Source organism: Streptomyces sp. NPDC088157 (genome assembly GCF_044741545.1).
GTDB lineage: Bacteria > Actinomycetota > Actinomycetes > Streptomycetales > Streptomycetaceae > Streptomyces.
The window spans coordinates 499,051-518,675 of sequence record NZ_JBIUSU010000003.1 but is presented as its reverse complement, the minus strand read 5'-3'; the positions used below and the strand labels follow the sequence as shown (position 1 = coordinate 518,675).

At 72.9% G+C, this 19,625-nt stretch carries 17 protein-coding genes and 1 pseudogene; 11 read left to right on the top strand and 7 right to left on the bottom strand.

From position 1 onward, the window contains the following. Positions 1–76 precede the first annotated feature (76 nt). The 3 genes from ACIPFH_RS13530 to ACIPFH_RS13520 are packed head-to-tail and all read left to right on the top strand — an operon-like array spanning position 77 to position 3,883. The gene (locus ACIPFH_RS13530) at positions 77–1,858 is read left to right on the top strand and encodes a hypothetical protein (protein ID WP_401825928.1); all 1,782 of its coding nucleotides are present in this window, start codon (positions 77–79) and stop codon (positions 1,856–1,858) included. Continuing rightward, on the top strand, positions 1,855–3,309 hold the full coding sequence (locus ACIPFH_RS13525; protein ID WP_401825925.1) for a diacylglycerol/lipid kinase family protein: 1,455 nt from the start codon (positions 1,855–1,857) through the stop codon (positions 3,307–3,309). Before ACIPFH_RS13530 ends, ACIPFH_RS13525 begins: the two co-directional genes overlap by 4 nt. After that, on the top strand, positions 3,302–3,883 hold the full coding sequence (locus ACIPFH_RS13520; protein WP_401825923.1) for a phosphatase PAP2 family protein: 582 nt from the start codon (positions 3,302–3,304) through the stop codon (positions 3,881–3,883). The genes ACIPFH_RS13525 and ACIPFH_RS13520 overlap by 8 nt, the downstream gene beginning before the upstream one ends. A gap of 42 nt (positions 3,884–3,925) precedes the next feature. Here the strand turns inward: ACIPFH_RS13520 and ACIPFH_RS13515 are convergent, their stop codons facing one another. Continuing rightward, entirely contained in the window at positions 3,926–4,561 is a 636-nt protein-coding gene (locus tag ACIPFH_RS13515) for a class I SAM-dependent methyltransferase (protein WP_401825921.1), read from the bottom strand. Between the two features lie 129 nt (positions 4,562–4,690). Between ACIPFH_RS13515 and ACIPFH_RS13510 the strand changes: the two genes are divergently transcribed. Continuing rightward, positions 4,691–4,864: a hypothetical protein gene (locus ACIPFH_RS13510; RefSeq protein WP_401825918.1), complete on the top strand. Its 174-nt coding sequence runs from the start codon at positions 4,691–4,693 to the stop codon at positions 4,862–4,864. A gap of 12 nt (positions 4,865–4,876) precedes the next feature. On the opposite strand, the gene ACIPFH_RS13505 is transcribed toward ACIPFH_RS13510, so the two are convergent. The 3 genes from ACIPFH_RS13505 to ACIPFH_RS13495 form a co-directional block, all read right to left on the bottom strand. Then, positions 4,877–6,064 carry a cytochrome P450 gene (locus ACIPFH_RS13505; RefSeq protein ID WP_401825915.1) on the bottom strand — a complete coding sequence of 396 codons (1,188 nt, stop codon included), beginning with the start codon at positions 6,062–6,064 and terminating at the stop codon, positions 4,877–4,879. Between the two features lie 138 nt (positions 6,065–6,202). Continuing rightward, positions 6,203–7,915, bottom strand: coding sequence for an NlpC/P60 family protein (locus tag ACIPFH_RS13500; protein ID WP_401825912.1), 1,713 nt, complete (start codon positions 7,913–7,915; stop codon positions 6,203–6,205). Positions 7,916–8,154: 239 nt separating this feature from the next. Continuing rightward, the gene (locus ACIPFH_RS13495) at positions 8,155–8,502 is read right to left on the bottom strand and encodes a helix-turn-helix transcriptional regulator (RefSeq protein WP_401825909.1); all 348 of its coding nucleotides are present in this window, start codon (positions 8,500–8,502) and stop codon (positions 8,155–8,157) included. Positions 8,503–8,763: 261 nt separating this feature from the next. Between ACIPFH_RS13495 and ACIPFH_RS13490 the strand changes: the two genes are divergently transcribed. From ACIPFH_RS13490 to ACIPFH_RS13475, 4 genes are all read left to right on the top strand, one after another. Then, complete coding sequence (locus tag ACIPFH_RS13490; protein ID WP_401825906.1) at positions 8,764–9,438, top strand: ANTAR domain-containing protein; 675 nt, start codon at positions 8,764–8,766, stop codon at positions 9,436–9,438. Positions 9,439–9,520: 82 nt separating this feature from the next. After that, the gene (locus ACIPFH_RS13485) at positions 9,521–10,870 is read left to right on the top strand and encodes a transaminase (protein ID WP_401825904.1); all 1,350 of its coding nucleotides are present in this window, start codon (positions 9,521–9,523) and stop codon (positions 10,868–10,870) included. 28 nt (positions 10,871–10,898) lie between these two features. Then, on the top strand, positions 10,899–11,339 hold the full coding sequence (locus tag ACIPFH_RS13480; RefSeq protein WP_401825901.1) for an Lrp/AsnC family transcriptional regulator: 441 nt from the start codon (positions 10,899–10,901) through the stop codon (positions 11,337–11,339). A gap of 51 nt (positions 11,340–11,390) precedes the next feature. Then, the gene (locus ACIPFH_RS13475) at positions 11,391–11,999 is read left to right on the top strand and encodes a flavin reductase family protein (RefSeq protein WP_401825898.1); all 609 of its coding nucleotides are present in this window, start codon (positions 11,391–11,393) and stop codon (positions 11,997–11,999) included. An 11-nt stretch (positions 12,000–12,010) separates the two neighbouring features. Here ACIPFH_RS13475 and ACIPFH_RS13470 read toward each other — a convergent pair whose 3' ends face one another. The 3 genes from ACIPFH_RS13470 to ACIPFH_RS13460 all read right to left on the bottom strand — a co-directional run bounded on the left by ACIPFH_RS13470 (position 12,011) and on the right by ACIPFH_RS13460 (position 16,026). After that, positions 12,011–12,373: a hypothetical protein gene (locus ACIPFH_RS13470; RefSeq protein ID WP_401825895.1), complete on the bottom strand. Its 363-nt coding sequence runs from the start codon at positions 12,371–12,373 to the stop codon at positions 12,011–12,013. A gap of 109 nt (positions 12,374–12,482) precedes the next feature. Then, a complete protein-coding gene (locus ACIPFH_RS13465) occupies positions 12,483–13,463 on the bottom strand; it encodes a helix-turn-helix domain-containing protein (RefSeq protein ID WP_401825892.1) in 981 nt (326 codons plus the stop codon). Between the two features lie 307 nt (positions 13,464–13,770). Beyond that, on the bottom strand, positions 13,771–16,026 hold the full coding sequence (locus tag ACIPFH_RS13460; protein WP_401825889.1) for an ATP-binding protein: 2,256 nt from the start codon (positions 16,024–16,026) through the stop codon (positions 13,771–13,773). A gap of 218 nt (positions 16,027–16,244) precedes the next feature. On the opposite strand from ACIPFH_RS13460, the pseudogene ACIPFH_RS13455 reads away from it, so the two are divergent. From ACIPFH_RS13455 to ACIPFH_RS13445, 3 genes and pseudogenes are all read left to right on the top strand, one after another. Next, positions 16,245–16,772 (top strand): annotated as a pseudogene (locus tag ACIPFH_RS13455) (hypothetical protein); the annotation flags it as partial. Between the two features lie 54 nt (positions 16,773–16,826). Then, positions 16,827–18,203, top strand: a complete 1,377-nt coding sequence (locus ACIPFH_RS13450) for a hypothetical protein (protein WP_401826857.1) — start codon at positions 16,827–16,829, stop codon at positions 18,201–18,203. Next, entirely contained in the window at positions 18,200–19,606 is a 1,407-nt protein-coding gene (locus ACIPFH_RS13445) for a VWA domain-containing protein (RefSeq protein ID WP_401825886.1), read from the top strand. The genes ACIPFH_RS13450 and ACIPFH_RS13445 overlap by 4 nt, the downstream gene beginning before the upstream one ends. Positions 19,607–19,625 lie beyond the last annotated feature (19 nt).

Below are 19,625 nucleotides of genomic sequence, written 5' to 3'. Positions count from 1 at the left end.
CCCACGAGCGACCGCCCTCACGCCGGACCGCGCGGTATACGTCGTTGTTCGAAGCGCGCGCGACGATGGGAGACCCATGGAGCACACGGCGTCCACACCGCACACGGGGTATAAGACGTCCGGGGACGACTACTACGACCTCGGCACCTACGGCCGGTCCGTGACGACCTCGTCCGCCGAGGCCCAACTGTGGTTCGACCGTGGGCTGGTCTGGTCGTACGCCTTTCACCACGAGGAGGCCGTCGTCTGCTTCGAGGCCGCGGTCCGCGCCGACCCCGACTGCGCCATGGCCCACTGGGGCATCGCCTACGCGCTCGGCCCCAACTACAACAAACCGTGGGAGTTCTTCGACGACCAGGACCTGGCGCGGACCGTCGCCCGTACCCACGCCGCCGTCGAACTCGCCCACCAGAAGGCGGAACAGGCGGCCACCCCCGTCGAACGGGCCCTGATCGGCGCGCTGCGCGCCCGCTACCCGCAGACCCGCCCCGCCGAGGACTGCTCGGTGTGGAACGAGCCCTACGCCGACGCCATGCGGGCCGTCCACGAACTGGCCCCCGACGACCTCGACGTCGCGGCCCTCTACGCCGACGCCCTGATGAACCTCACCCCCTGGCAGCTGTGGGACCTGCGCACGGGCGAGCCCGCCGAGGGCGCCCGCACCCCGGAGGCGAAGACGGTGCTCGACCGGGCGCTCGCAGGCGGTTCCGCCGACGGCCACCCGGGCATCCTGCACTTCTACGTCCACCTCATGGAGATGTCACCCACCCCCGAGGCCGCCCTCCAGGTCGCCGACCGGCTGCGCGGCCTGGTCCCCGACGCCGGTCACCTCCAGCACATGCCCTCCCACCTCGACGTGCTGTGCGGCGACTACCGGCGCGTGGTGGCGGACAACACCACCGCCATCACCGCCGACGAGAAGTACCTGGCGCGCTCCGGCGCGATGAACTTCTACACGCTGTACCGCTCGCACGACTACCACTTCAAGATCTACGGCGCGATGTTCCTCGGCCAGTACCGGACCGCGCTGGAAGCCGCGGAACGGCTGGAGGCCTCCATCCCGGAAGAGCTGCTGCGGGTGCGGAGCCCGCCCATGGCCGACTGGCTGGAGGCGTTCCGCACCATGCGCTTCCACGTGCTGATCCGCTTCGGCCGCTGGCAGGACGTCCTCGAAGTGCCGCCGCCCACCGACCCGGTTCTGCACAGCGTGACCACCGCGATGCGCCACTACGCCCGCGGCGTCGCCCTCTCCGCCACCGGCCGGGTCCCCGAGGCCGAGGCCGAGCGCGCCCTGTTCCTCGCGGCGGTCGACCTCGTGCCCGAGACCCGGATGCTGTTCAACAACACCTGCCGGGACATCCTCGCGATCGCGTCCGCGATGCTCGACGGCGAACTGGAGTACCGCAAGGGCGATCACGACCTCGCCTTCGCGGCCCTGGAGCGGTCCGTCGCACTCGACGACGACCTCCCCTACGACGAGCCGTGGGGCTGGATGCAGCCCACCCGGCACGCGTACGGCGCCCTGCTCCTCGAACGGGGGCGGGTCGCGGAGGCCGAGGCGGTCTACCGCGCCGACCTCGGACTGGACGACACGCTGCCCCGTCCGTCCCAGCACCCCGGCAACGTGTGGTCCCTGCACGGCTTCCACGAATGCCTGGTCCGGCTGGGCAGGGAGGCCGAGGCGCGGATCATCGCCCAGCAGTTGAGGTTTGCCACCGCCCTGGCCGACGTACCCGTCCTGGCGTCCTGCTTCTGCCGTCTCGACACCGACGCCGGGACCGACACCGACGCCGGGACCGACACCGGAACCGGGAACGGGACCACGGTCCCATCCGGGTGCTGTGCCATGGACAATTGATCGAGATCGTCGGCGCTGTCGACGCACAAGAGGGAGCCTCGAAGCATGGCGGGCGCACGGTGAACGAGACACGTAGATCGAAATGGGCGCTGCCGCACGTCGGCCCGGCGCAGCGGGACGCCGTCTCCCGCGCGCGGGGCTGGGCCCGGCTCGCCCTGGTGCTGCTCGCCGCCTGCGTCGCGGTGGTGATGGCGGGCGCGGGATCCGACGGCTGGCTGATCCTGTTCATCGGGTTCGTCCTCCTCGCGCTGGCGGGGGCGGGCGTGTGGTGGATGCTGGCGCACCGGGGCGGAGCCCGGCTGCTCGGCGGGCTGCTGGCCGTCAGCGCACCCGTGGGCGTGCTGGTGCTGTACGCCATGTCCGGCCTGTGGCCGGTGGCGGTGGGCGCGCTCGGACTGTGGGCGGGGGCCCTGGCCTCGGCCCGGGCCGCACTGCGCAGTGTGCGCCGCCCCAAGGGCACGCACGGCCGGAAGACCCCGCCGCCGCGCCGACCCGTCCTGATCATGAACGTGCGCTCGGGCGGCGGCAAGGTCGTCAAGCACGGTCTCGTGGAGCGGGCCCAGACGCTCGGGGCCCGGGTGGTCCTGCTCGGCGCCGACGGCCTCCACACCGACCCGGAGGCGGAGGCCCGGCGGGCCGTCGCCGAGGGCGCGGACCTGCTCGGAGTCGCGGGCGGCGACGGCACCCAGGCACTGGTCGCGGCGGTGGCCGCCGAACACGACGTGCCCTTCCTGGTGATCGCCGCCGGTACCCGCAACCACTTCGCCATGGACCTCGGCCTCGACCGCACCGACCCCACCCGCAGCCTCGACGCCCTCACCAACGGCGTCGAACTCCGCGTGGACCTCGGGGACGTCGGCGGCCGGGCCTTCGTCAACACCGTCTCCTTCGGGGCGTACGCGGAGATAGTGCAGAGCCCCGACTACCGCGACGCCAAGGCCGCCACCGCACTGGACCACCTGCCCGACCTGCTCCAGGGCGAGGCGGGCCCGACCCTGGACGTCCACACGGACGACACCCGGGTGCACGCGCCGCAGGCCCTCCTGGTCAGCAACAACGCCTACGCGCGTGCCGACCCGCTCGGCGGCGGACGCCGTCCCCGGCTGGACGCCGGACTGCTCGGAGTGATCGGCGTCCGGGTGGAGGGCGCGGCCCAGGCCGCCGAACTCGCGCTGCTCGGCGAGCGCGCGGGCAGCATCACCTCGGTGACGTCCCGGCGCGTCGTCGTCGAGGCCGACCGGGACCGCATCGCGGTGGCCGTCGACGGCGAGGCACTCGAACTCGCCACCCCCGTCGTGTGCACCGTACGGCCCGCCGCGCTGCGGGTCCGGGTGCCCCGGCACCGCCCGGGCGCGGCCTACGCGCCCCCCACGGTCGACTGGCGGCGCATCCTCCGCCTCGCACTCGGCCATCCCGACCCCCGAACGATCAAGGAGGCCTACGATGTCTGACCGCCGACCGGAGATTCCCGCCCTGAGCCTGGTCCGCGACCTCGTCACCATGGACCAGGCCCTGTACGAGACGGTCACCGTGACCAGGACGCCCACTCTGGACAGCGCGCTGCGCCGGCTGTCGGCGGCCGCCGACCACTCCAAGCTCTCCTTCACGGTAGCCGCCGCGCTCGCCCTGCGCGGCGGCCGCCCGCGCCGCGCCGCCGTGCTCGGTGTCGCGGCCATCGGCGTCGCCTCGGCGACCGCGAACCTGCTCGGCAAGCAGCTCGTACGCCGCCCGCGACCGCACCGCGCCGAGGACTCGCCGTTCCCGGGGCGGCACGTGCCGATGCCGCACTCGGCGTCCTTCCCGTCCGGGCACACCGCCTCGGCCGTCGCCTTCGCGGCGGCGGTCGGCCCGACCCTGCCCGTCTCCGCGGTCCCGCTGGGCCTGCTCGCCTGCGCGGTGGGCTACTCGCGGGTCCACACCGGAGTGCACTACCCGGGCGACGTCGTGGCCGGAGCGCTGCTGGGCACGGGCTCGGCGGCCCTGGTCCTGGCCCTCACCTCCCGCAGGGGCGTCCGAGGCGCCTGAGAGGCCCAAGAGGCGTGAGGGGGCGAGAGGGCCGAGGAGTTCCTACTCCCTGCCGCAGTGGAGGAAGAGGTGCGGCTCCGGACCGGCCTCGGGGTGATCGGGCGTGAACAGCACGTCCTCCTGGGCCAGCACGGTCAGACCGGCCCCGGTGACCACGTCGACGAGGGCACCGGCGGCGAAGCTGGTCACCCGTACGGGCTGCCCCATGAACACGGCGTCGACACCCGCCACGTCCAGCGGCACGGTGGCGAACACGAGACTGCCGCCCGGGCGCAGCGCCCGAGCCAGCCGCCCGACCAGCTCGGACTGCTGCGCCCGATCCAGTTGCAGCAGCGAGAAGTACACGCAGACCGCGTCGAACGAGTGGTCCTCCAAGGGGAGTTCACGTACGTCGGTACACCGGAACTCCGCCTCGGGCACCTGCCGGGCGGCAAGCTCCACCATGACGGGGGAGACGTCGACGCCGAGCACGTGATGGCCCGCCCGGGCGAGGGTCTCGGCCGTCGGCCGCCCCGTCCCGCTGCCGACGTCCAGCACCCGGGCGCCCGGGGCGAGCCGCCCCAGCAGCCACTCCAGGGACCTGCGATGCGCCTCCGAGTGCGCGAACGCCTTCTCGTACTCGGGCCCCAGCGCGTCGAACACCCGCGCCGCGCGCTGCCCGCCGTCCTCGCCGCTCAAGAGGGTTCCCTTCTGGCCGAAATCGTATTTTCCACTACCGTAAGTAACATGATCCAATCCTCTTGACGTGGGCCCTACTGGTGAGTAGCCAAGGCCCCGGGTAACCGTCGTTCCGTTCGGAGGACCCCCATGCCCTCGCCAGAGGACGCCCTGCAAGAGTCCCGTACCGCCTACGAGGAGCACGTGCGCACCTGCCGTCAGTGCCACTTCGACATGTCGCCGTGCGCCGTCTCCAAGCATCTCGCGCGTGCCTACAACAACGCCAGGAGGGCCCAGGCGCGCACGAACTCCGCGCTGCGCTGAGGAGCCGGCGGCTCACGGCGCCGACATGGGCACCGTCACCGTCAGGTCCCTGATCTCGTAGCCGCCGATCTCGTCCTTGAACGACACCCGCGGCCTGCCGGTCATCCGCAGGCCGTCCAGCGCGAACAGCCGGCTGAGCAGGACGTCCGCCTCCAGTACGGCGACACCGGCGCCCGGACAGCGGTGGGCGCCGTCGCCGAAGGCGAGCCCCGCCGGCCCCGGACCCAGCTCCCGCACCCGGCCGGGGCGCAGCAGATCTGGGGCACGGCCCACGACGGCCGGGTCCGCGTTGGCCTCGTCGACGTGGACGGTGAGCAGTTCACCGGGGCCGACCGACGCCTCACCGACCCGCATCGGCGCGGTGGCCCGGCGGGACAGGCGTCCCACGACCGGCTCCAGGCGCAGGATCTCCCGGAGGAGTTCCAGCCGCTCCGGTTCCTCGGCCGCGCGGTACCGGCCGAGGAGCGCCGGGTCGTCGAACAGGTGCCAGGCCGCGACGCAGATGAACTCGCGAGTGGTGACCATGCCCGCCGCCGCGTACGTCAGGCACTCACCGAGGATCTCCGCGTCCGAGCATCCTTCGGCCAGCAGATGGGAGATCAGGTCGTCCCGCTCCCGGCGCCGGTGCGCACGTATCGCCGGGCGGACGTCGGCGAGGTGGATGCGCAGCCAGTTCGCGTTCTGGCGGAAGAGCCAGTAGAGGCCCCGGAGGCTGGTCAGGCCGGGTTGCCCGAACTCCTCGGGGAAGAAGCGCTCCAGCCTGGCCTTCAGCCCGGGGCGGCTGTGCGTGAGCCCGAGAATGTCGCTCACCACCTCGATCGCCATGGTGAAACTCAGATCGGACAGCTGTGCCGTCCCGGCGGCCCGGAGCACCGCCGTCTGCTCCTCGGCGACCCGGGTCATCAGCTCGCGGTAGTGCTCGTCCACGTGCCTCGGTGTGAAGAACCGGGCGGTCTGCCGCCGCTGTTCGCGGTGGCCGGGGCCGTCCTGGTAGAGCACGGGGCGGCGGATGCGCGCCGGGAGTTTCTCCACCGTCTCGATCCCGAGTCCGGCCTGCACGGTCTCCGTGGCGCGCAGCAGCTCACGGGCGGCCGCGTATCCGCGTACCTCCCACGTCCCGTCCGCGCCACGGCGTACCGGACAGTTCGGCCGGCCGGGCCCCCGTTCGACCTTCCGCACGCTCTCCCGCGCGTCCCCCATCGGACCCCCTTCGGCCGCCTCGGACGCCAGTGTGGCTGCCGGGGCCGCCTCCGCGATGCCTCATTACCGGCCACACGCGCACCTGGCCGGCGCACACTCCGCCCGTCCGGCAGGGTTTGGCGCACGGCCCGCCGGAAGTCAGGCGGGACGGACGGCGCCGCGCAGGGCCCCCTCCCCGAACGGGAGGATCGCCTCCTCGCGGATGGACGCGCCCGGACCTGGGGCGTGGATCATCATGCCGTTGCCCGTGCACAGGCCGGTGTGGCTGAGGTCGTCGAAGAAGAAGACGAGGTCGCCGGGGCGGAGTTCGGCCAGGCTGATCCGGGTGAACGCCTTCGCCTGATCGATGGCGGTGCGGGGCAGCGTCACCCCGGCGGCCCGCCACGCGGCCTGCGTGAGACTCGAGCAGTCGTAGGACTCCGGCCCCGTCGCTCCCGTCACGCACGGTCGGCCGATCTGAGCCCGTGCGAAGGCGAGAGCCTTGTCCGCCTTCCCCAGGTATCCCGTCCCGGTGGAACTGAACGTGACATCGGCCGGGGCGGCCGGGGAGAGGGCCTCGGGGAACGGGGCGGCCGGGGCCGGGTAGCCGGCACCGGCGGTCAGGATGTCCGCCGCGGGCGCCTGGTAGCTCGGCATGGGCACGGAGGGCATGGCGGGCGCGGGAGACGCGAAGGCGGCTGCCCCGTAGCCGTACTCCGGTGCGGGGAGGGGGAGTTCGGATGTGGCGTAGGCCGAGGGCGCTGTGAGGACGTCGAGTTCGGACGTCGCGTAGCCGGGTGCGGGCGCGGCGAAGCCTGTGCCCGTCGGCATGAATCCGGATTCCGTTGCTGTCGGACCGAGTTCGGGCATCGGGAAGCCGGACGGCGGTGTGACGAGGCCCGGTCGCGCGGCCGCCGGATAGTCGGGAGCGGGCGTGGAGAAGGCGGCCTGGGGCGCCGTGAAGCCCGCAGCCGCAGTGTCGAAGCCGAGTTCACCTGTCGTCAGCAGTGCGTCCGGACCGACCGATGGGGTCGTGCCGGACGCGGCGGCGGGCGGCCGTCCTGCCCAGGCGGCCGTGATCTCCGCGCGGAACGCCTGCTGTTCGGCGGTGTCCCAGGGCTGCTGGACCGGCTGCGACCCGGCCGGCTGCGTCCCGATCGTGGGCAGGGAGGCGGTCAGCAGCGAGGAGGCCGACAGGGCGGAGGTGGGCGCGGCCGGCGCGGGCACGGCCGGCACGGGCTGGGCGAGAGCCCGGGCCAGTACCTCCCGGGCGGTGCTGAGCTTCCGCCCGATCTGCTCCTTGGTGTTCTTGAGCGAGGCCTGCCGGTCCGTGGGTGCGGAGGCGACGGAGCCGGCCGGGGCGGGCACGGCGTCCGGGGCGGGAGCCGTGGCCGGGGCGGGGACGGCGGGCAGCAGGGCCCTGGGCTCCTCCCGGCGCGGCTCGGCTGCCGCGGGGAGCGCGGCGACGGCGCGCGCGGTCAGTTCCGGCACCCGACGGGTGGCCGCTTCCAACTCCCGTACGACGGAGCTGTCGGCGGACCGCTCCGGTGCGCTCGCCGGGCGCGCGGCCCGGGCCGGGCGGGCGGGCAGGCGATCGGCCGGGAGTACGGCCGGGGTGGTCGGCCCGACCCGGTCGCGTGCTGTGTCGAACCACTGCCTGGCCACCGCTTCGAGCGACGGATCGGCCGACCCCCGACCGCCGTTGGCGACGGACGTGACCGTCCTGCGCGTCGACATGGCCCGCGTCAGGTTGTGGTTGCCGGTGTCGCTCTCGGCCCGGTCGTACAGCGAGCTGACCCGCTGCTGGATCTCGGCCCGGCTCGGCTCGTCGGTGTTGCTGCCTGGGGAGCGCGGGCTGCGATCCGTCGCCATGGAAGACGTACTCCTTCCGTGCTCCGCCTGTCAGTCGGCGGAGGAATCCGGGCGACCCTTGTCGCAGGTGCCTCAAGCCCCCTGCCCTGACGGGCAGTCGTACGGCCTTGGGCGTCAACTTAACCAACTTGTGTGGCTGGCGTGAAGATTGAAGCGCCAAATGTCCGATACGTATTCGTGACCTTCGTCTCTCGCCGTCGTCGCCCCGGTCGACGGCTCCACGGACCGTCGCGTACCGGTCACGAACGGCGGTCGACGGCCTCCGCCTGCGGGTGTTCGACGCGGCCCGCCTCGTCCCGGGCCAGTATCGACAGCAGGGCCGCCACGCTCAGTCCCGCCTCCGCGGGGTGGCGCAGCACCTTGCCGGCCTGGACCCGGTAGATGTTCCCGCGGCCTTCCTTCGTGTGGGACAGGTAACCGTCCTGCTCGAGGTCGGCGATGATCTTCTGGACGGCCCGTTCGGTGAGCCGGCAGTGTGCGGCGATGTCCCGGATGCGGGCGCTGTGATTGTCGGCGATGGCGGCCAGCACGCGGGCGTGGTTGGTGAGAAACGTCCATCCGTTGTGTGACTCGGGCACTCCTTCCATGAGGTGATGGTACGGCCGAACGTTCACGTATACAAATGCCGGAACTTCATTTCATGTATCGCTTGACGTATGACGGAGTGGGAGTGAATCTGGACGTGACATGTGAAGTGACCGAGGGAGGCGGTCATGCCGGAACGTGCTGGAGATGCGAACACCGGCGACGGGTATGCCCGCACCGGTACGGAGACGAGCCGTGCGCGTGACGCCCGGTCGGCCCCCGCTCCCGAGATCGGTGTCCGTCCTGACGGCGACCGTGTCCTCGTGGCGGTGCGCGGCGACCTCGACCTCGACTCGGCCGAGCGACTGGAACATGCGCTGTGCGCGGCTCTCGGCGCCTCCGTGCGCGGCGTCGATCTGGATCTCGGCGGTGTCGACTTCTGCGACTGCTCGGCCCTGAACGTGCTGCTCGGCGTGCGCGAACAGGGGCTGGAACAGGGGAAGACGGTGGCCCTGCGCACGGTTGGTCCGGCGGTCGCACGGCTGCTGACCCTCACCGGCACCCGGACGCTGTTCGACGTCCCCTGCCCCGATGGCGATGGCGATGGCGATGGCGATGGCGATGGCGATGGCGATGGCGGGGCGGCCCGTGGGGACGCGTCGGCCGGAGCCCCGGGCGGCATCGCCCTGGAGGACCTGCGCATCGAGGTCGTCCAGCTGCGGCGCGCCATGCAGACGCGCCCGGTCATCGATGTGGCCCGCGGCATCCTCATGGCGTCCTTCGGCCTGAGCGTCGAGGAGGCCTGGCGGGTGCTGGTCCAGGCATCGCAGAACACCAACACCAAGCTGCACCACCTCGCCGGCGACCTGGTCGACGCCGTTCACGGCGAACCGCCCGCGGGTGCCGTGCGGGAGCAGGTGGCCGCCGCGGTGGCCAAGGCCAGATCGGAGGCCGTCGCGGTCCGACTGGACGACGGAATCGATCGTGCGGACGATTGATTCCATCGCCGGGCCTTGAGGTAGCGACGCTTTCGGCCCTAGATTTGTCGTATCCACTCGTCCCTCGGATCCGGGGTGTGCCATGGAACGTGCCCGACTGCGTCAGCTGCTGGCCCGTGAGAGCGCGGACGCCGACCGGCGCAATCCGCGCTCCAAGGCCGCCTACGCCGGGGCCGACCACCTCTTCGGCCGGGTGCCGATGACGTGGATGAACAAGACGGCCGGCGCCTTCCCCCGCTACCTGGAGTCGGCGCGGGGCGCGCGGGTCCGGGACATCGACGGGCACGAGTACATCGACTTCTGCCTCGGAGACACCGGCGCCATGGCCGGCCACTCGCCGGTGGCCGTCGCCGAGGCCGTCCAGCACCGCTTCGCGACACTCGGCGGCGCCACCGCGATGCTGCCGACCGAGGATGCCGAATGGGTCGGCGCCGAGCTGACCCGCCGCTTCGGCCTGCCCCGGTGGAGCTTCTCGCTGACCGCCACCGACGCCAACCGGTGGGCGATCCGCCTGGCCCGCGCGGTCACCGGCCGTCCGAAGATCCTGGTCAACAGCTACTGCTACCACGGCAGCGTCGACGAGTCCCTGATCGTGACGGGCCCCGACGGCCGGGGCAGCGCGCGCCCCGGAAACGTCGGCGCTCCCTGCGACGTCACCCTCACCAGCCGGGTCGCCGAGTTCAACGACCTGGACCACCTGGAGCGCGAACTCGCCCACGGCGACGTGGCCGCCGTCCTGATGGAGCCCGCCCTCACCAACATCGGCATCGTGCTGCCCGAGCCCGGCTACCTGGCGGGCGTCCGAGAGCTGACCCGACGCCACGGCACGCTCCTGATCAACGACGAGACGCACACGTTCTCCGCCGGCCCCGGTGGCTGCACCGCCGCGTGGGACCTGGAACCGGACGTCGTGACGATCGGCAAGGCCATCGGCGGAGGCGTCCCGGCCGGCGCCTACGGTCTCTCCGCCGACCTGGCCGACCGGCTGCTGGGCCGCGCCGACCTGGACCTGGTCGACATGGGCGGGGTCGGCGGCACCCTGGCGGGCAACGCCCTGTCCGTCGCCGCGACCCGCGCCACCCTCGAACACGTCCTGACCGACGACGCGTTCGCCCGTATGCACAAGCTGTCCGAACGCTTCGAGGCCGGCGTGCGCGCGGGCATCGAAGCGCATGCCCTGCCCTGGTCCGTCAGCCGCCTGGGCGCCCGCACCGAGTACCGATTCAGCGCCCCCGCACCCCGCACCGGCACCGAGGCCGCCGACGCCGGTGACACCGAACTGGAGGACTACCTCCACCTCTACCTGGCCAACCGGGGCATCCTCCTCACCCCGTTCCACAACATGGCCCTGATGTGCCCGGACACCACCGAGGAGGACGTGGACACCCACACCGAGCTCTACGCCGCGGCCCTCGCCGAGCTGGCCGGCTGACTCCACCGAGACGGGAAGGGAACCGCGCGTGGACGAGATCGACCGGGCCATCCTGCGTGAACTTCAGACCGACGGACGCATCGCCTACGCCGACCTCGGCCCCCGGGTCGGTCTGTCCGCCTCCGCGGCCCGCCAGCGCCTGCAACGCCTGCTGGACTCCCGGGCCGTCCAGGTCGTCGGCGTCACCGATCCGATGGCCATGGGCGGCCAGGCCATGGCCCTCCTCGGCATCACCGCCGCCGGGGACCCGCGTCCCGTGGCGGACGAACTGACCCTCCACCCCGAGGTCGTCTACTCCGTGCTCACCTCCGGGGGCTTCGATCTCTTCGCCGAGGTGGTCAGCCCCACCGCCAAGGACCTGCTCGACTTCGTCAACGACACCGTGCGGCAGATCGAGGGGGTGAGCGGTGTGCAGTCCTTCCCCTACTTCGCCATCCACACCCACCGATTCCTCTGGGAGGTGGGCTGAGCGACGGCCCGATTCCGCTCCCGGGCGGTTGATCAGGTAGAACTTGCCGACATGCGCGTTGACTACGATCCCGGGACCCTGGGTGCGGGAGCCTTCTACCGGCTGCTCACCGCCGTCGTCGTACCCCGGCCGATCGCCTGGGTGTCGACCCTGGCGCCGGACGGCACGACCGCCAACCTCGCCCCGCACTCCTTCTTCACCGTCGCCTGCACCGACCCACCGATCGTCCAGTTCACCTCCGTCGGACGCAAGGACACGCTGCGCAACGTCGAGGCCACGGGCGAGTTCGTGGTCAACTTCGCGTCCGAGCCGCTCCTCGACGAGATCAACGCCACCGGTACCGACTTCCCCTCGCACGAGGGCGAGTTCGACGCCGTGGGCATCGAGCGGGAGGCCTCGCTGCGGGTGAAGCCGCCGCGCGTGGCCGCCTCGCCGGTGGCTCTGGAGTGCCGGCTGCACTCCACGCTCCGCATCGGCAACTCCACGCTGGTCCTCGGCGAGGTCGTGCACGCCGCCGTGCGCGAGGACGTCGTCGTCGACGGGCACCCCGACATCCGTCGCCTGCTGCCCCTGTCCCGGCTGGGCCGCAACGAGTGGGGCACCGTCGGGGAGGTCCACGACCGAGCCCGCGTCGCCTACCGCGACCGGCCGCCGTCCTGACCCGTCCGCTCCTATGATCGGAGCATGACGGACTCCAGTACGAGATCCAGTACGAGATCCAGGACGAGGACCGTGGCGCGGGCCGCGACCAAGGGCGCCGCCGACGGTTCCTGGCGTTCGCTGTGGTCGAAGAACTCGGCGCTGTCGATCGGCTCCGTCGACTCGTTCCTCTCCATCGGTTCGGTGGGCAGTTCCCTTTCCATCGCCTCCGTCGGCAGTTTCCTGTCCGTGGGATCCGTGGGCTCCGCGGTGTCCTTCGTCTCCGCGGGTTCCTGGCTCAGCTCGGGTTCGGTGCTGTCCGGCCACTCGACCGGCTCGGTACTGTCCTGGCGCTCCCGCGGCGGAATGTGCGCCGTCGGCACGGCGGCGCTCACGGTCGCCGGGACGGTCCTCCTGTGCACCCGGGCATCGGGACGAAGCCGTTCCCCGGGGTGACGTGCGCCGGTCCCGGCCGCGCACGGGCCGACCGGTGACCCGGTCGGGTCAGCCGGTCGGGAGCAGCTCGTGCCGGGCATCGCGCCACTCACGCGGGGAGCGCCCGTACGCGGCGCGGAAGACCCGGCTGAAGTGCGCCGGGCTGGCGAAACCCCACCGCTGGGCGACCGCCGACACCGTCGCGGCCGTGGCGTCGGACCGGTGCAGTTCCCGGGCGCACCGCTCCAGACGGCGCTGCTGGATCAGCCGGGTGACCGTGACGCCCTCGCTCTCGAACAGCCGGTGGAGATAGCGCACGGAGATGTGGTGCGCCGCCGCGAGGGTCTGCGGGGAGAGGGCGGGATCGGCGAGATTGCGGTCGATGTGGTCGCGGACGCGCGGGACGAGGTGGTCTCCCTGGTTCGCCTCGGGCCTCGCACCGTCCCGGGTCCGCTCGTCGACCAGGGTGGCGAAGAGGTCCACGACACCCGCGGCCAGCCTGGCGGCGACGGCCGGGGCGCAGGGCGGGACCGAGGCGGTCAGCGAGGTCAGGAAGTTCACCAGCAGGGCACCGAGGCCCTCCGTCCCGGTGATGGCGGTCCCGGTCACCCGGCGCAGATCATCCTCCGGTACGCCGAGCGCACGCCGGGGCATGTGGACGACATGGGTGGCGAAGCGCCGCGGGAAGTCCAGGGAGTACGGCCGTCCCGTGTCGTAGACGACGAGGTCGCCCTCGTCCACGAAGGCGCGCCGGCCGTCCTGGACCAGGGTCGCCGTACCCGCCGTCTGGAGTCCGACCGCCACATCGGCCGCGGCCGGGGCCGCGGCCGTTCCGGCGAGCTGCGCGGGGGTGCGGCGCACGCGCTGCGCGTCGGCCTCGACCGTGGCGATGCGAAGACATCCCAGTCGCCCGATGGAGACCCGGCCCTCGAACGGGCCGTCGTGCCGCGCGGTGACGGCCACCGGTACCAGCGCGTCGCCCAGCGCGTCCCGCCAGTACGCGAGTCGCTCCCCGTCGGGAACCGAAGCAGTCGTCAGCACCAGGGCCACCTGGCTCTCCTCTCCACCTGTGCGAAAGCGGCGGGGAGGGGGTGCACAGGCAACCCGTTCTCCCCGCTGTCCTCAGCCAAGCAGCGCTCCACGGCGGGCTCCAGGCAGAAAGCAGGCAGAAACGCGGACCGGCGCGGGAACGGTCGTGCCTCGTGCGCTGAGAGAACAGCGCGGTGCGCTCCGGGACAAGACGCGGGGGAGTGCGTGGGAGCAGGATGGGTGGCACGGCGAGGGCCTCGCCCGTCTGCGGTGTGTGCCGCCCCCGCCCTGTCCCCGTGTCGCGGCGGACCGGGGACGGGGCGCGGGGTCAGGACGCGTCGAGACGGGCGAGCCGGTCGCGGGCCTCGGCGACGGGCAGGGGATCGGCGTGGACACCGAGGGAGACACAGCGCGCGAAGGTCGCGCGTGCCTGCGCCGGACGTCCGGCGGACAGCAGCGCGTTGCCGAGGTGGACGAGCTGGCGGCTCTCCAGGGCGGTGTTGCCGCTGGCCCGGCAGATCGCGACGGCGGTGGTCAGCTGGTCCACCGCCTCCGGCCAGCGCTCCAGAGCCCGCAAGCTGCTGCCGAGGCCGGCGTGCAGTCCGATCCGGGTGACGTCGGCGATATGCGGTTCCAGCCGGTCGCTGACCTGCTCGAGGAACGCCAGCGTCTCCTGGTAGAACAGGTGGGCCTCTTCGGTCAGGCCCTGTTTCTCCAGGACGATGGCATGCCCGTGCCGGGCCTGGAGACCGCCGTGCAGATCGCCGACGGATTCGAACAGACGGGCGGCGCGGTGCATCTGCTCGGCGGCGGGGCCGAGGTCCTCGATCTGCTGCAGCGCCCAGCCCTGGTACATGTGGGCCCACGCCTGCTGGCCGACGTCGTCCGCCCGTTCCGCGGCGGTCAGCGCCTCGGCGGAACGCCGCAGGCTGTCCTGGTGGCGGCGCTCGCACACGAGCAGCGCCCAGGCGTGGTAGTTGAGCTGGGTCGCTTCCAGGGACGGATCGCCCAGCGCCTGCGCGCAGCGGGCGGCCGTGCCGAACACCTCGGGCCAGTGCCCCCAGAAGATCCACTGGTCGGAGAACCAGTGCAGGGCCTCGGCCACCTCCACCACCGTCGCGTGCTCACCGGCGGCCTCGGCCGCGCGCAGGGCGGCCAGCCAGTTGGCGCCCTCCGCCTGAAGCCACGCGCGGGCCCGGGCCGCCGTCGACAGGTCCACCGCGCCCTGCCAGGTGGGCGGCGGAGCGCCGTGGCCCGGCTCGAACCAGCGGCCGGCGACGACCGCGGTCTCCAGCAGCCAGTGGAAGAGCGCCGTACGGGCCGCGTCCACGTCCCGCGCGCTCTCTTCCCCCTCCAGACGGCTGCGGGCGTACAGCCGCAGCAGGTCGTGCAGGCGGTAGCGGTCCCCGTCCGTCCCCAGCAGCCCGGTCTCGACCAGCTCCTCCAGGGTGTCCTCGGCGTCGAACAGCGGCTGCCCGGTGAGCCGGGCCGCGCCGGGTGCCGCCGTGTCCTGGCCGGGGACCAGGGCGAGACGCCGGAACAGCCGGGCGGCGGCGGGAGTCAGCTGACGGTAGGAGAGGTCGAAGGCCGCGGCCACGCGAACGTCCCCGGCGGCCAGCGCGTCCAGCCGCCGGTCCTCGACGGCGAGGCGGTCCGCGAGCCTGCGGACACTCCAACCGGTGCGGGTGGCCAGCCAGTTGCCCGCCACCCGCAGGGCGAGCGGCAGATGTCCGCAGCGCTCGGCGACATCGTGGAGGGCGGCCGGATCGGCGGCGGCCCGGTCGGCTCCGACGAGTGAGGCCAGGAACTCGGCGGCCTCCGCGGGGCTCAGCTCGCCGAGCGGCAGACGATGCACGCTGTCCAGCCCGGTCAGCATGCGACGGCTCGTCACCACCACCATGCCGGCGCCCGCGGCCGGCAGCAGCGGACGCACCTGCCCCTCGTCGCGCGCGTCGTCCAGGATCAGCAGACAGCGTCGCTCGGCCAACAGCTGCCGGTACAGGGCCGGGTGACCCTCCGGTCCGGCCTGGGCGAGGTCCCGGTCGGCCACCTGGAGGGCCTTCAGCACACGCAACACGAGTTCGGCGGGGCCGGGCGGATCGTCGTCCGTGCCGCGCAGGTCCAGCACCAGCTGCCCGTGCGGAAACCGGTCGGCGAGCTCGCGGGCCGCGTGCAGCGCCAGCGTCGTCTTGCCCGTGCCCGGCGGCCCGGACACCGCCACCACCACCGGCTGGGCGGTGGCCCCGTGCTCCGCGAGCGCCGCCAGCCGTGTCAACTCCCCGTCCCGGCCCACGAAATCGTCGACACCGCGCGGGAACGCCCGCACTCCCACCGGGCTGTAACCTCCGCCGCGCCCGGCCCGCGCGGCGCTGAGCAGCCGCTCCCGCAGCGCCTCGTCCAGCCGCAGACCGTCCGCGAGCGCGGCGACCGTCCGCCGCTGCGGCGCCGCCCGCCGCCCGCGCTCCAGGTCCCCGATGCCCCGCACACTCACGCCCGACGCCTCGGCCAGCCCCTCGATGGTCTGCGACGCGGCCAGCCGAAACTCCCGCAGCAGCGCCCCGAACGCCGCCTGCTCCCCGCTCAACCCCACCCCTTCAGGTCGACATGCCCCGCCGTCGCCCCCGGGCATGATCATCGGAATTCTAGAAGAACCGGGACGGCGGGATCCGGCCCGACCGGCATACGGACGGGATCCTCCCCGGTCGCGGACGGCGTTGTCAGTGGTCGCCGGTAGGTTCGTCGTTGTCGGGCCGATCTGGCGCGACAACCCCCCTGTGCCGCGCCGATTCGGCGTGCGGAGCCCTGTGCCGCAAAGGAGATGGTGCGTTGTCCGACTGGGAGAGTTCGAGTACGGCCCGGGTGGTGCCACCCGCACGGCCCCGCAAGCTCGCCAAGGTCCCCTTCGTCGAACTGGCCGACGGACGCCTGCAGGGCGTGGTCTCCAGCGGCTCGGACATCGAGCGCGTGTACGTCTCGTCGGTCGCCGCCGGCACCTACGCCTTCGCCTGCAGCACCAACAACAACCGTCCCTGCGGAGGCGCGCGGGGCTCGTTCTGCAACCACATCCGCGCGCTGGTCACCGAGGCCGTACTCCAGTACGGCGCCGACCGCGTCGCCCGCTACCTGCGCGTCGAGCCCGCGGGCGCGGAGGCGGACGCAGCCGCCCTGACCGCCGCGATGACCGGCACCCACCCGCCGCAGGCGGACGGCAAGGCGGCCGCCGCACCCGTCTTCAGCCGGTTCCTGCGCCACTTGGCCTACCTGGAGCTGCCGCCGGTCACCGCCCCGCTCCCGGAGCTCCAGTGGTTCCCGCCGACCCGGGCGACGGCCGGCCCGCAGGCGACCCCGAGCGAGCACGGTCCGGGCACGGGGGAGCGGGCCGGCCTGCTCGGCTCTCCCGTGGAGGGGCTGGGCGAGGCCCTGGCGGCGGTCGACGCCTTCGACCGGACCCTGGTGGCCGGTCTGCTGCGTCCCCGACCCGAACAGGTGGACGATCTCACGGTGCTCGCCCGCGCCGTCGCCGGCAGCCCGCCGGCCGCCCGGGTCGCCGAGGCCGCCGCGAAGGCCGCGGCCGGAGCCGCGAGCGAGGACCACTTCGTCGCCCTCGCCGCCGCCCGCACCGCCCTGCTCGGTGCCGTGCACGACGCGCTCACCCTCGGTGTGGACGCGCTGACCGGCCGGAGGCGGGAGGAGCGGACAGCCGGGCCGCTCGCCGAGCGGCCGGCGGTGAACCTGCCGGCCGCCGCGCGTACCTGGCTGTCGGACCTCGCCCGCGCGGGCTGGCAGGGCATCGACCACGAACTGGCCGGCGGCGCCGCGCCCATCGTCTCCGCGATGCTGCCCCATCCCGAGCTGCGCCGCCTGGCCACACTGCTCGACGGGTTCGCCGCCGAACTCGCCGCCTCCTGCCCCGGCGCCACCCTGGAACGGATCCCCGCGCGTCGCTGGGGCGACCTGTGGTCCCGCGCCCTGCTGCTGACCCTGCCCGGCGCCGCCGACCGGCCCGCCGTCGCGACCGCCACCGGCCGCCTGCTGCCGCTCGGCGTCGACCTGCACGAACACGCCACCGCCGCGCAGGTCCAGGTCCACGCGGTGTTCGAACCCGCCGACGGCACCGCGCCCCGGCTGGTCCGCGCGAGCGTCTCGGTGCCCAAGCCGGACACCGTGGTCGCGGCAGGCGTCTGGCAACTGCTGCGGCCGCATCTGTCGCTGCTCACCGCCCTCGGCGAAGGCCGCGCGATGGACCTCGACGCCATGCCCCTCACCGACGAGGGCGACCTGATCTGGGACGGCGACCGGGCCCGCGTGGGCGCCGCCGCCGACGCCCTCGCCACCGCACGGGTCGTTCTGCCGACCGCCACCGCCCTGCCCACCGCGCCCCTGGACCGCCACCCCGTGCGCATCGCGGAGCCGGTGTTCCTGGAGGGCTACGACAGCAGGCGGGACGGCGACACGCTCACCTTCGACGTCGCCGGTCAGGCGTTCCCGGTCGACACCGACCGCATCCCGACCGCGAGCCCGCTCACGCCGGAGGCCGTCGAGGCTTCGCGCGCCTGCGTCGGCCTGCTCCGCTGGGACGGCGGCGGCTTCCGTCTCCACCCGCTCGCCGTCGAGACCATGGTGCGCAAGAAGCCCGTCGCCCTGCACGCGGGCGCGTGGGCCGGCGGCACCACCGACAAGGCAGGCGTCCGGGCCGAGAAGGCCGCCACCGACGCCGTGACCGTCCTGCGCGAACGAGCGGGAAGGCTGCTGCGGAAATGAACGCCCCCACGCCGGAAGCCGTTCCCCACGACAACCGCCGGCAGGTCCTCTACTGGCGGCTGCTGGCCCGCCTCTTCGACCCCGAGGAGCAGGCCGGTCTGGAATCGGCCGGTCTCGCCGTCGTCGAGGACATCGGCCTGCCGCCCGCCCTGCTCGACCCGCAGACCTCCGTCGACTCCCTCGTCCAGCGCCACCCGGAACTGGCGGCGGAGTTCGACGGGCTGATGGCCCCCCGCACCGGCGCCGACGCCGGCACCCGTACCGAGGAAGGCACCGGCAGTGCCGCTGCCGCTGACGACGACGAGCGCGATCGTGCGGCCGAGGTGCGGCGCGCGGCACTCGTGTCCAAGGTGCTGCTGAACGTCTTCTCCACCGGCTCCGGAGCCGTGAGCGCAGGGCAGCTGTCCCGCTGGCAGAGCGACGCCGACTGGCTGGAGCGCGCGCTCGGCTGCGGTCCGGGGGAACTGCGAGGCGGTCGCGGGACGGCACCCGACGGTACGGGACTCCTCCCCGCGATCGGCCCGGAACTCGGCGCCATCGAAGCGGACCTCGTCCGGCGCATGCACCTGCGAGAGGTGCTCGCCGACCCCGAGCTCGCCGCGCGGCTCACCCCGAGCATGTCGCTGATCGAGCAGTTGCTGCGGGACAAGAACAACCTCTCCGGGGTCGCCCTCGCCAACGCCAAGGCGCTGATCCGCCGCTTCGTCGACGAGGTCGCCGAAGTGCTGCGCACCCAGGTGGAGAAGGCCACCGTCGGGGCGATCGACCGCTCGGTCCCGCCCAAACGCGTGTACCGCAACCTCGACCTCGACCGCACGATCTGGAAGAACCTCACCAACTACAGCCCCGAAGAGGAACGCCTCTACGTCGACCGTCTGTACTACCGCCACACCGCCCGCAGGACGACACCCCAGCGGCTCGTCGTGGTCGTGGACCAGTCGGGTTCGATGGTCGACTCGATGGTCAACTGCACCATCCTGGCGTCGATCTTCGCCGGACTGCCCAAGGTGGACGTGCACCTCATCGCGTACGACACCCGCGCCATCGACCTCACCCCCTGGGTCAACGAGCCGTTCGAAGTGCTGCTGCGGACCAAGCTGGGCGGCGGGAACGACGGCCCGGTCGCCATGGCGATGGCCCGCCCGAAGATCGCCGAGCCCAAGAACACCGTGCTGGTGTGGATCTCGGACTTCTACGAGTTCGACCGGTCCCAGCCGCTGTTCGAGGGCATCGAGGAGGTCCACCGCTCCGGAGTGAAGTTCATCCCCGTCGGCTCGGTGACCAGCTCCGGGCGTCAGGAGGTCAACCCGTGGTTCCGGGAACGGTTCAAGGCCCTCGGCACACCGGTGATCTCCGGCCACATCGACAAGCTGGTGCACGAACTCAAGACGTTCCTCACCTGATCCACCCCTCCCCTGGAAA